9 protein-coding genes are annotated in these 11764 nt (G+C 35.9%); 8 read left to right on the top strand and 1 reads right to left on the bottom strand.

Going from position 1 to position 11764, the window contains the following annotated elements:
• Positions 1-403: 403 nt before the first annotated feature.
• From ABD792_RS10065 to ABD792_RS10045, 5 genes are all read left to right on the top strand, one after another.
• Positions 404-673 carry an Asp-tRNA(Asn)/Glu-tRNA(Gln) amidotransferase subunit GatC gene (locus ABD792_RS10065; protein WP_345005844.1) on the top strand — a complete coding sequence of 90 codons (270 nt, stop codon included), beginning with the start codon at positions 404-406 and terminating at the stop codon, positions 671-673.
• Between the two features lie 3 nt (positions 674-676).
• Positions 677-2077 carry an amidase family protein gene (locus tag ABD792_RS10060; RefSeq protein ID WP_345005843.1) on the top strand — a complete coding sequence of 467 codons (1401 nt, stop codon included), beginning with the start codon at positions 677-679 and terminating at the stop codon, positions 2075-2077.
• A gap of 87 nt (positions 2078-2164) precedes the next feature.
• Positions 2165-5500 (top strand): bifunctional amidotransferase subunit GatB/aspartate--tRNA ligase AspS, encoded by a 3336-nt coding sequence (gene gatB/aspS / locus ABD792_RS10055; protein ID WP_345005842.1) that lies wholly within the window; start codon positions 2165-2167, stop codon positions 5498-5500.
• Between the two features lie 61 nt (positions 5501-5561).
• A complete protein-coding gene (locus tag ABD792_RS10050; RefSeq protein ID WP_345005841.1) occupies positions 5562-6848 on the top strand; it encodes a YCF48-related protein in 1287 nt (428 codons plus the stop codon).
• Between the two features lie 91 nt (positions 6849-6939).
• On the top strand, positions 6940-7470 hold the full coding sequence (locus tag ABD792_RS10045; RefSeq protein ID WP_345005840.1) for a DUF2911 domain-containing protein: 531 nt from the start codon (positions 6940-6942) through the stop codon (positions 7468-7470).
• 99 nt (positions 7471-7569) lie between these two features.
• Here the strand turns inward: ABD792_RS10045 and ABD792_RS10040 are convergent, their stop codons facing one another.
• A complete protein-coding gene (locus ABD792_RS10040) occupies positions 7570-8199 on the bottom strand; it encodes a 7-carboxy-7-deazaguanine synthase QueE (protein WP_345005839.1) in 630 nt (209 codons plus the stop codon).
• A gap of 194 nt (positions 8200-8393) precedes the next feature.
• Here ABD792_RS10040 and ABD792_RS10035 point away from each other — a divergent pair, with 194 nt between their 5' ends.
• From ABD792_RS10035 to ABD792_RS10025, 3 genes are read left to right on the top strand one after another with little or no spacing between them, the layout of a single operon-like run.
• A complete protein-coding gene (locus ABD792_RS10035; RefSeq protein ID WP_345005838.1) occupies positions 8394-9932 on the top strand; it encodes a helicase HerA-like domain-containing protein in 1539 nt (512 codons plus the stop codon).
• 29 nt (positions 9933-9961) lie between these two features.
• The gene (locus ABD792_RS10030; RefSeq protein WP_345005836.1) at positions 9962-10522 is read left to right on the top strand and encodes a hypothetical protein; all 561 of its coding nucleotides are present in this window, start codon (positions 9962-9964) and stop codon (positions 10520-10522) included.
• A 9-nt stretch (positions 10523-10531) separates the two neighbouring features.
• Positions 10532-11506 carry a YitT family protein gene (locus ABD792_RS10025; RefSeq protein WP_345005834.1) on the top strand — a complete coding sequence of 325 codons (975 nt, stop codon included), beginning with the start codon at positions 10532-10534 and terminating at the stop codon, positions 11504-11506.
• Positions 11507-11764 lie beyond the last annotated feature (258 nt).

The raw sequence follows: 11764 nt of genomic DNA, 5'->3' as shown, positions 1-11764 counted from the left end.
TTTAACTTCCTAGCTTTCATTGTAATTGGACTAAAGAAATTTTATAAACTTAAAAAGTCAAGATGACTTCAAAAAGTACTTTCACAATCAACAACAGTTAATCCCCCCAGATTAATTAATCTTAATAAATGATATCAACAAATTCATTATAGAACTAACAAATTAACTTTGCTTTTTTTATTAATTTGACAATACACGACAGGATATACAAAAAAAACGTGCTTAGTAAGTTAATTCTATATATATTTGACCTTCAATTAGAACAATGACAAATAATAATAATAATAATAATAATAATAATAATTTCAATAATCCTATTTTTTAGGATTGGAAGGTTATTGTTAAAAAATATGTGAAGCCTTCCGAATTCGGAAGGCTTTTTTTAAACCTTAAATTGAAAGACATGAGTAAAATTATGACCGTCGACATATTGTCGAGCATTAAAGGAGCACAACCCTCGGAGGCAGTAAACAAATTATTTAACGTAATAAAGAATGCCCATACCGAAAATAATGATTCTCTTAATAATGTTAATAACAATGCCCTGTCTGTAAACGATTTGAGAGACGATATCGTGATTGAAAGTTCTGCCAAGGAAAAACAAATTATAATAGAAAACTTTCCTAAAGAGAAAAATGGATATTTAGTAGTTTCTAAAGTTATAGAAGAATAAGTTATGGACTCCCAAATAAAAAAAATACACCAGCAATTAATAAGTAAGGAAGTTTCCTGTACAGATTTGATACAGAAAAAATTAAACTTACTTAAAAATAACACGCACAATACGGCTAATAGCCTATTGGAATCATTGGCACTTGAACTGGCTGCCAAAGTCGACACTAAAATTGCCAATGGAGAAACTATTGGATTACTGGAGGGCATTCCTTTTGGCATTAAAGATGTATATATGCTACAAGGTACTTACACGACTGCAAGTTCTAACTTATTAAAGCATTACAAATCTGCATATACGGCTACCGCCATACAAAAATTATTGGATGCAGGAGCCATTCCAATAGTTAAAGAAAATTGCGATAGTTTTGGGCATGGATCATCTAGTGAAAACACCATATTTGGAGCTGTTAAAAATGCAATCAATCCCGAATTAGTTGGTGGTGGTTCCAGTGGTGGTTCTGCGGTAAATGTTGCCAAAGACTACACTATTTTTTCTATTGGAGGCGATACAGGGGGCTCCATTCGACAACCTGCTGGCTATAACAAAATATATGGTTTAAAACCAACCTACGGACGCGTTTCCCGATATGGTTTAATGGCTTACGCATCATCTACAGACTGTGTAGGGCCTTTAGCTAAGTCTATTGAAGACATTCGCATTGTTCTTAATGTTATGAGCGGCAAGGACCCTAAAGACCAAACGTCTATTGAATCTGAAATCATTAGTGAAAACACAATAGCTGATAAAGGATCTATAAAAACTGTTGGGTATTTTAAGAACTTCATAGAAAATGATGCTATTGATACCCAAATTAAAAATGACTTCTTAGCTAGCATAGAAAAAATAAAAGCAAAGGGCTTTACAGTAAAGGCATTAGATTTCTTTAAATCGGACATTCTAGTTTCTACATACTACACTTTAGCCATGGCAGAAACAGCTTCCAATTTATCACGCTTGGATGGCACTAACTACGGCAATCGCATTGAAGCTGAAAACTTAAAAGAGAGCTATGCCGTTACACGTTCTGAAAATTTTTCGGAAGAAACAAAACGTCGTATCGTTGGAGGCAACCAAGTATTATCACAAGGTTTTTCAGATGAAATCTATTTAAAAGGGCTTGCTCTAAGAGATCAGATATCAGAAAACTTCAATAATGATTTTGAAGAGGTCGATGTTATTATTTCGCCTGTAACACCAAACACACCTCCGAAAATTGGAGACAGTTTAAAAGACCCTCTAGCCATGTATTTATCTGATGCTTACACTGTTGGTTTTAGCTTAGGGCAATTGCCCACCCTAACCATTCCACAAGGCACATCCACTGGCTTACAAATTACGGCAGCCAAGAACAACGATGCATATGTGCTACAATTTGCTAACTTATTAAAAGAAACGATATAATGAAATACACAATAACGAAGTTTTTGAAACAACCAAGGACATTCATTTGTGTATTGCATCTGACCCTTAAAAAAATATAATGAACAGATGAAATTGGAACAATTAAATGCGGCACTTAAAGCCCACGAGTTAGAATTGGTAATTGGACTGGAAACGCACGTTCGGTTAAACACCAATACCAAATTGTTTTGTTCTTGCCCAAATCAAGAAATAGAAATACCAAACCAAAATATATGTGCCGTTTGCACAGGACAAATGGGTGTGCTTCCTGCTGTTAACAAAGAAGCCATCACCAAGGCCATTTACTTTGGAAAAGCCGTTAAATCTACATTCGACAACGATGTAATCTCATGGGATCGCAAACATTACGAGTATCCCGATAACCCAAAGAATATTCAGATTACCCAGTTTCACAACCCTATTATTCCAGATGGCCAAGTTTCTTGCTTTAGGAACGACGGCTCACAGTTTACAGTAAACCTTTCACAGGTTCACATTGAAGAAGATGCTGCTAAACTAATGCACGAAAAGAAAGTCTCTTTAGTTGATTTTAACAAAGCTGGGGTACCTTTAATTGAAATCGTAACCACACCTTGCATTCGCCATATTGAAGATGCTTCAACTTATGCCCAATATATACAACGCATCGTTCAAAACTTAAAAATATCAGAGGCCAACCTTGAAAAAGGCGAATTTAAATCGGATGTGTCGGTATCCTTACGAAAAAAGCACACCTATAATTTAAACCCGCGAACAGAAATAAAAAACCTGAATTCTTTCAAGTTCATGGTAGACGCCTTAAAGGAGGAAGTTGAAAAACAATTAAGCTATTACATAGAACATAAAGAATTTAGACCCGATCAAACTACCGTGTTGTGGGATGCTGACTTAAAGCAAACCAAAACCATGCGTAAAAAAGAGTATGAAGCTGACTATCGTTTTATTTCGGAGCCCGATTTACCTTTTGTAAACATAAAAGAAGTCGTTGAGACCATTGATGTTGATATTAGCGCATTGCCATTTGCTGTTGAATCTATTTTAATAAAAGGAGGCGTTTTACCCCAAGATGCCAAATTCTTTACAGCTGATGCTATCCGATCCAAAACATTTGTAACAATAAACAACGAGCTTAAAGATCCTTCTTTTGTTGCAAAAACATTGGTTAACAATATTGGTGCAGACGAATATAGGGACATTCATGATATTAACCACTTAATTGACATCTTCAAACTTTTTAAATCCGAAAAAATAACAGCCGTTTTAGTTCAGAACGCTATCACTTCTTATTTAAAGGATAGAACTTTTGATTATAAAAAGTATTTTGAAGACAACACCATTTCTGAAGACAAAATCACTGAAGCCATAAATAAAGTTGTTTCTGAAAATGAAGCCATTGCTAACGACATTAAAGAAGGTAATCAAGGTAAAGCAGGGATTCTTGTTGGAAAAGTTATTGCCATTATAGGCAAAGGTGCTTCAGGAAAAATTATCCGTCAAGGTATTTTGGATGCCTTATCGGCCAACAATATTACAGAAACACAAACCAGTTCCCCAAAACAAAAAACTGTGTCTGACAAGCCTCTTACAACAAAAGTTGAAGAAGAAGCAATTCCCGACATTCCTTTAGTCGTTAAAGAAACGTACAGAACGCATAAAATTACGGAGCTTAGCGAAGTTTCTATCTCCAACACGGCAACTTTGGCTGGTTGGGTATCGAGTGTACGAGATCATGGAGAATTGATATTTATCGATTTAAGGGATTCAAGCAACGAAATATTTCAAGTTCGATTAAGCAGAGAATCCTTCCCTAATTTAGATGCATTGGTAAAACTAAAACCAGAAACTGTAATATCGGTTACTGGAGTTGTAGTACAACGTAAAGAGGATGATTATAACGCAGGGTTACGTACTGGTACTATTGAATTGGAAACTTCTGCATTAGAAATCTTAAACCTATCTAAAACCTTACCTTTTGAAATAAAAAGAGCAGCGCGTTCCAACGAAACGGTTCGTTTTCAATATAAGTTTTTAGACCATAGAAATGATAGCGTACGAAGAGCTATTGTAAACCGCCATAAGGTAACTAAGCTAATGCGCGATATTTTAGACGGTGAAGATTTCTTAGAAATTGAGACCCCTATCTTAACTGCTGGTACCGATGAAGGAGCCAGAGAGTTTATTGTCCCAACGCGTAAACAATCAGGATCTTTTTACACCTTACCACAAGCCCCCCAACAATTCAAGCAAATGCTAATGGTTGGTGGATTTGAAAAGTATTTTCAAATAGCACGTTGTTTTAGGGATGAAGACTCGCGTGGTGACCGCCAACCTGAATTTACTCAATTGGATATCGAAATGGCCTATGCAAGTATGCAAGACATTATAGACTTGAATACACATATGTTTAATGAAATTGTCCAAAAGGTATACGGCAAAAAGTGGATACTGCATCCTTTTGAAGTCCTTACCTATAAAGAGGCCATGGATAAGTACGGTTGCGACCGCCCCGATTTACGCTATGGCTTACAAATGCAAGACATAACAGATATTGTAAAAGACACGACCTTTCAGGTATTTAGCAAACCCATTGAAGATGGCGGTATAGTAAAATGTATTAAGGTATCGGCCGAAGAACAAGGCAATAAGCGTATGTCCAAAGGTCAAATTGAAAACCTAACAGCCATTGCACAAGCCAATGGGCTTGGAGGCCTCGCATACATTATAGTTAATGAAAATGATTTACAGTCGCCAATCATTAAATTTTTAGGAGAAGATATTGCTTCCAGAATTATTGAAGCTACCAATGCCAAGGTAGGTGATATTGTATTTTTCTCGGCGTCCGACTATGCTACTGCCAATAAGGCCCTAGATGCTGTTCGTCAGGAAATGGGACGCTTTTTGCGTTTAATTAATCCAAAAGAATTACGTCCTGCATGGATAATAGACTTCCCTATGTTCGAGAAAACAGACGAAGGCAGATGGACCTTTACCCACAACCCTTTCTCCATGCCAGCTATTAACGACATAGAGAAACACATGAATGGTAAAGAAGAGGAAATTGGAACTATTATTTCACAGCAATATGATTTAATTTTAAATGGTTATGAAATCGGTGGCGGTTCTATTAGATCACACAAACCAGAAATACTGGAAGCTACTTACAGAAACATGGGATACAACAAAGAAGAAATGTTAAAAAGTGTTGGCACCATGTATAAAGCGTTCCACTATGGCGCTCCACCGCACGGTGGTATAGCCTGGGGCGTAGATCGCTTAATGATGATCTTAGAGAAAAAAGCCTCCATTAGAGAGGTTATGGCCTTTCCAAAAACAGGAACCAGTGAAGATTTATTATTCGGTTCGCCTTCACCTCTTTCCGATAAGAAAGTAGAAGAAATGAATGTAAGAGTCATTAAAAAATAAACTTTTCTTTAATATTGACTAAAGAAATGCCTTAGTTTTGTCTAAGGCATTTTTTATATCTATGAATCCATCAAAATTTTTGTTTTATAGCTCCTTTTTAGCGTTTTTTAACATCTATTCGCAACCCACATGGCAAACTTTAAATGCCGCTACCATAAACATAAACAACCAACGTTTTGACGACATCTTCTTTCTGGATGAAAATACAGGTTGGGCTGCTAATGGGTATTATGCAGCCGTATACAAAACAACAGATGGAGGTAAAACATGGGCAGAGCAGCTAAATGAAAGCGAACTAGAAGGCGATTATTATTTTAGAAATATTGAATTTTTAAATGAAGACATTGGTTTTCTGGGCACTTTAAATGGTAAGTTTTTTAAAACATCGAACGGAGGTAACAGTTGGCAAAACGTAACAAACATATCCCCAAACCCACTGGCAATTTGTGGTTTAGATACCGTTGGGGAATCTACCATTTATGGTTGCGGAGCTTATTTTTCCCCAGCTTACATAATTAAATCAACAGACAGTGGAAACACTTGGCAATATATTGACATGTCCTCGTATGCAAATGCTTTAGTAGAAATTTATTTCTTAACAGAATCTGTTGGCTATGTCTCTGGTAGAAGCGATAATGGCGCTACCATATTAAAAACTACAGATGGCGGGAATAGTTGGAATGAAATTTACAATTCGAATGTAGCTGGAGAATATTGTTGGAAAATGCAAGTCCTAGAAAGTAATACAAACATAATATTTGGCTCCATAACATCTGTTGCCCCAAACCCTGGGAAACTTGTTAAAACAAATAACGGAGGCCAAGACTGGAACAGCTACGATGCTCCAGAAACAGACATACAAGCAGTAGGCTTTATTTCTGAAAATCAGGGATGGATGGGTGGTTTTACAACAGGGTTTTATGAAACGTTAAATGGCGGACAAACATGGACAAACCTAAATACAGGAAGTAACTTAAACAGAATTTTTATCATCAATCCTAATTTAGCCTATGCTAGCGGCACTTCACTTTATAAATTCACCAGTGAAACCTTGAATGCCGAAACCATAAAAAAACAAGATAGAACTCCATTAAATATCACCTTTAAAAGTAACCCAGTAACATCTATATTAGAGTTTGACATTACTTTTGAGTCTATCGACAATTTAGTAATTGAGCTCTACTCCTCAAGCGGCAAATACATCAAATCATTAAGCATTGAACATAACATTCAACCAAAAACACCCCATTATTATGCTTTTCCCGTCGAAGATTTGCCCTCTGGAACTTATTTAATTAACTTCCATAACAATACGGGAAGAGAATCCAGAAAGTTTATTAAGAAATAGCTCCATATTTTTTAATATAATATTAAGAACTTCGAATAAAGAATTGCTTACTTTTAAACTTCACTTTAATATTAAACCTATCAAAAAAACTATGAAAACATCAAATTTTATTTCAAGCATAGCCTTTGCTATAGTATTATTATTAACTACTAATGCGGGAGCCCAAGAATTCAGCAAGCTCGATAAAAGCCCTTTGGATGCTACTATATACAGGACATCCCGAAATGCTCCTGCAATTGCTAAAGTTATTTACAGTAGGCCACAACTAAAAGGACGTGCTTTAAGCACGCTTGCTCCCAATGGTAAAGTTTGGCGTACCGGCGCTAATGAAGCGGCCAACATTACTTTGTACAATGACGTTAAAATTGGAGGCAAAGCTGTTAGCGCAGGTGAATATTCGCTTTTCACCATTCCTGGAGAAAAAGAATGGACTATTATTTTGAGCAAGGATATTAACGTTTGGGGGGCTTACTCCTATAAAGAAGCAAATGATGTTATTAGAGTTTCTGCACCGGTCACAACCGCTAACGAATCCCTTGAAGCTTTTTCTATTGCTTTTACAAATGATGCTTTACATTTAGGATGGGGTACAACAAGAGTTGCCGTTCCCTTTGCAAAATAATTACATTTTAACTCGACAATCGAGATTTAAATACTCCGAAGCCTGTCTTCGAATATGTTACCATAAAAAAAGTGCCTTTTTAAGGCACTTTTTTTATGTCTAGGGTATATTTAAATATTTATGCGTTTGTAAAGATACTTTCCATTTTGGGTGTGCCATTACATAATCTACAATCTCCGGAATCACCTTATCACGCTTACTCCATTCTGGTTGCATATACAAAATACAATCTTTATTTACCTTAGAAGCCTGCTCTTCAGCAAACCGAAAATCATCTTTATTATAAATAATCATTTTGAGCTCATTAGCGCTTTCATAGACCTCTTGCGTTGGCAATTTCATTTTTTTAGGCGACAAACAAACCCAATCCCAAATACCAGTAAGCTTATAAGCTCCAGATGTTTCGATATGGACCTGCATCCCTTCTGCCTTTAACCGCCTCGTTAACACAGTCATGTCCCACGTTAAAGGTTCCCCACCAGTCACTACAACCGTATCACTATACTTTTTGGCTTGGGCTACAATTTTTACTGTCTCAGTTGGTGGGTGTATGTCTGCATTCCAACTCTCCTTAACATCACACCAATGGCAACCAACATCACATCCTCCTATACGAATAAAATAAGCGGCAGTTCCTTTATGGTACCCCTCCCCTTGGATGGTATAAAACTCTTCCATTAAAGGTAACATTTCACCTTTATCCACTAACAACTGTATTTCCTTATCCATCTGTTTATTCTTTAATCAGGTCAGATATAATTCGCCAATAATAAATTTGGTAAGATATCGTCTTCTAAGGCTAATTTATTAATTGGCAAAGATACAATACTTTAAAAAAGTATGAATTAAAAGTTTATTGTTTTATATGTCTTAATTATTATGATTTAACAGAGAATAGTTATTTTTATGCGAAATTACCACCTATGAACAGAAGGGAAACTTTTTTAAACCATATTGTAAAGGGCAACACAACTAAAGGCGATTACATTCCTATTGGTGCAGCCATGCTGGATGGAGAGACCATTTCGGGAGCACACGTAAAAATTCCTTTAAAGACCATGAACAGACATGGCTTAATAGCCGGAGCAACAGGGACTGGAAAGACCAAGTCCTTACAAGTTTTAGCCGAAAATTTAAGTGACAAAGGCATTCCTGTACTACTTATGGATATTAAAGGTGATTTAAGTGGCTTAGCGCAACCAAGTCCTGGTCATCCAAAGATTGATGAACGCCATGAAAAAATAGGGCTACCCTTTGAAGCCAAACGTTTTCCTGTAGAGGTATTAACGCTTTCTGAACAAGATGGTGTGCGACTTAGAGCCACCATTAGTGAATTTGGGCCAGTTTTACTATCCCGTATTTTAGATTTAACGGAAACACAAACAGGTATTGTAGCCGTTATTTTTCAGTATTGTGACGATAATAAATTACCGCTCCTAGATTTAAAAGACTTTAAAAAGATATTACAGTACACTACCCAGGAAGGCAAGCAGGAGTTTACTGAAGCCTATGGTAGAATTTCGACAGCGTCAACAGGTGCTATTTTACGTAAGATTGTAGAACTAGAACAGCAGGGTGCTGATTTATTCTTTGGCGAAGCCTCTTTTGATGTACAAGATTTATTACGCATTGATGATGAAGGAAAGGGATATATTAATATTATAAGATTAACTGATATTCAAGATAGACCTAAATTATTCTCAACATTTATGCTGAGCTTATTGGCTGAGATCTACGCTACTTTTCCCGAACAAGGTGACAGTGATAGACCTGAATTGATCTTGTTCATTGATGAAGCACATCTTATTTTTAATGAAGCGTCTAAAGCTTTACTCAACCAAATAGAAAGTATTGTAAAATTGATTCGCAGTAAAGGTGTAGGACTTTATTTTGTAACCCAAAATCCTACTGACGTTCCCGAAACAGTATTAGGTCAACTGGGCTTAAAAGTACAACATGCCTTAAGAGCATTTACCGCCAAAGACAGAAAAGCTATTAAACTAACGGCCCAAAACTATCCAGACTCAGATTACTACGATACTACAGAAGTGTTAACGTCTTTAGGTATTGGCGAAGCTTTGGTGTCTGCCTTGGATGAAAAAGGGCGCCCCACACCTTTAGCTGCCACTATGATGCGAGCGCCAATGAGTAGAATGGATGTTTTAAAAGCAAGTGAACTAAGTAATTTAATAGAGCAGTCTAAGCTCGCTGGCAAATACAACAAAACTATTGACAGAGAAAGCGCCTACGAACTACTTAACGACAAAATTGAGCGTGCACAAGCTGAGGAAGCCAAAGAAAAAGCAAAACAAGAGCGTGAAGCTCTTAAAAAAGCAGCTTCTAAAAAGCGAACTGGCACCAGAAGGCAAAGCACACGTATGAATCCCATAGTAAAAGTACTTACAAGCGCTACGTTTATACGTAGTGTCTTTGGTATATTAACTAAAGTCTTAAAAAAATAAAATTAACTCCAGATAAACTATAAATATTCATGAACAAATTATTTTTTCCTCTTATTATTACCGCTATAATACTTACTAATTGCAATAAAACTCAAGATCCCTTTCAAATAGGCAAGCAGCACATTGGCTCATTAACAGACTCAACTCAAGTAAAAGATCTTGAAACCGTTTTTAAAAACGATTCTATTGTAAAATTTACAAGTGGTGATGAATTTGCCGGAAACAGAAATAGTATCAAAATTTTCGAGAAAGGGGGCAAACATTTATTAACCCTAACCCCAAGGCAAGCTTTAGATTCGTTATCGGTTATTGAAAATGTTCAAATTATAGACCCTCGATATAAAACAGACAAAAATGTATCTATTTTAAGTACCTTTAAAGATCTTTCGAATACATACAAGATATCGAGAATTGACAATTTAATTAACTCTGTACTCATTACCGTTAATGAATTAAATGCTTCGTTTTCTATCGCCAAAAGTGAGCTTCCTGCAAACTTAAGGTTTGATATGAACTTAAATTTAGAAACAACCCATATCCCTGACGAAGCCAAACTAAAATATTTTTTTATAAACTGGTACAACAATTAACCAATACAAATGAATCCTTTCTTATCAAAACTCTTAATGGATATTGCTCGAAAAAGGCTTGGAGACAAACAGACCCAAAAACCTGTGAGCAAAAAAGAAATAGTGCCTTTGGTAAGAAAACTATATGTAGAACTAACACATACAGTTAAAGAATACATATTCATAATCATTGGAGTTTTTGCTGCCGGATTTGGCTTAAAAGGCTTCTTATTACCCAATCAATTTATTGATGGCGGGGCTACTGGAATCTCCTTACTGTTGGAAAATGTTACATCTATAGAGTTGGGCCTACTATTGATTTTTGTAAACCTGCCCTTTTTAATTCTTGCCTCAAAGACCATCAACCTTAAATTTGCGTTGCGTAGTGTAGCTGCGATTTCACTTTTAGCCTTTGTAGTTCATTATGTCGATTATCCCATAATTACAGAAGACAAATTACTCATAGCTGTTTTTGGGGGCTTTTTTTTAGGTTTAGGTATTGGAATGTCCATACGGGGAGGTAGTGTTATCGACGGAACAGAAATCCTAGCTGTTTATTTAAGTCGAAAGTTATCACTAACTATTGGAGATGTATTATTAATAACAAACATTATTATTTTCTCCTTTGGTGCTTATATTTTGTCTATAGAAACGGCCCTATACGCTATTTTAACCTATCTGAGTGCCGCCAAAACTGTAGATTTTGTTGTGGATGGTGTTGAAGAATATATAGGTGTTACTATTATTTCGGAACAGCATGAACTTATAAGAACAATGATTATTGAAAAATTAGGACGCGCTTGTACTATATATGCTGGAAAAGGAGGCTTTGGGTCAAGAGGAAAAAGCTACGATAAAGACATAATTTACACTGTTGTAACGCGCTTGGAATTAGCCAAACTGCAAACTGAAATTGATAAAATTGACCGAAAAGCCTTTATTATTATGGGTATCGTTAAAGATTTAAAAGGCGGCATGATAAAAAGAAAACCTCTTAAGAATTAAGAAATGAACCACTCCTATGAGCTTTTAGTCCACAGGTTTTATGCAGAATAAAAGTCTGTTTGACAACGAATACGAATACACGAATATCTTTTTACTCCGTTATTCGTTAATTTATGGCTTATAAAAATTTTAGAAACTGAAAGTCTTGCATTAAAAGTGCATAGCTTCGACTAACGATTGAAACCAATGAAACCCTCATTACGTTGCAAAATAATTTTAAAGGAATCCGTCACAAAAGGGTATGAATAAGTAAAGAAA

It is taken from the genome of Snuella lapsa (assembly GCF_039539345.1).
Lineage (GTDB): Bacteria > Bacteroidota > Bacteroidia > Flavobacteriales > Flavobacteriaceae > Snuella > Snuella lapsa.
This window is presented reverse-complemented; position numbering and strand designations above follow the sequence as displayed.

What these genes read in the sequence shown, in the direction of transcription:
- ABD792_RS10040 (WP_345005839.1), bottom strand. Translation starts at nt 8,199, where the DNA reads ATGGATAAGGAAATACAGTTGTTAGTGGATAAAGGTGAAATGTTACCT.
- ABD792_RS10060 (WP_345005843.1), top strand. Translation starts at nt 677, where the DNA reads ATGGACTCCCAAATAAAAAAAATACACCAGCAATTAATAAGTAAGGAA.
- ABD792_RS10025 (WP_345005834.1), top strand. Translation starts at nt 10,532, where the DNA reads ATGAATCCTTTCTTATCAAAACTCTTAATGGATATTGCTCGAAAAAGG.
- ABD792_RS10045 (WP_345005840.1), top strand. Translation starts at nt 6,940, where the DNA reads ATGAAAACATCAAATTTTATTTCAAGCATAGCCTTTGCTATAGTATTA.
- ABD792_RS10065 (WP_345005844.1), top strand. Translation starts at nt 404, where the DNA reads ATGAGTAAAATTATGACCGTCGACATATTGTCGAGCATTAAAGGAGCA.
- gatB/aspS (WP_345005842.1), top strand. Translation starts at nt 2,165, where the DNA reads ATGAAATTGGAACAATTAAATGCGGCACTTAAAGCCCACGAGTTAGAA.
- ABD792_RS10035 (WP_345005838.1), top strand. Translation starts at nt 8,394, where the DNA reads ATGAACAGAAGGGAAACTTTTTTAAACCATATTGTAAAGGGCAACACA.
- ABD792_RS10030 (WP_345005836.1), top strand. Translation starts at nt 9,962, where the DNA reads ATGAACAAATTATTTTTTCCTCTTATTATTACCGCTATAATACTTACT.
- ABD792_RS10050 (WP_345005841.1), top strand. Translation starts at nt 5,562, where the DNA reads ATGAATCCATCAAAATTTTTGTTTTATAGCTCCTTTTTAGCGTTTTTT.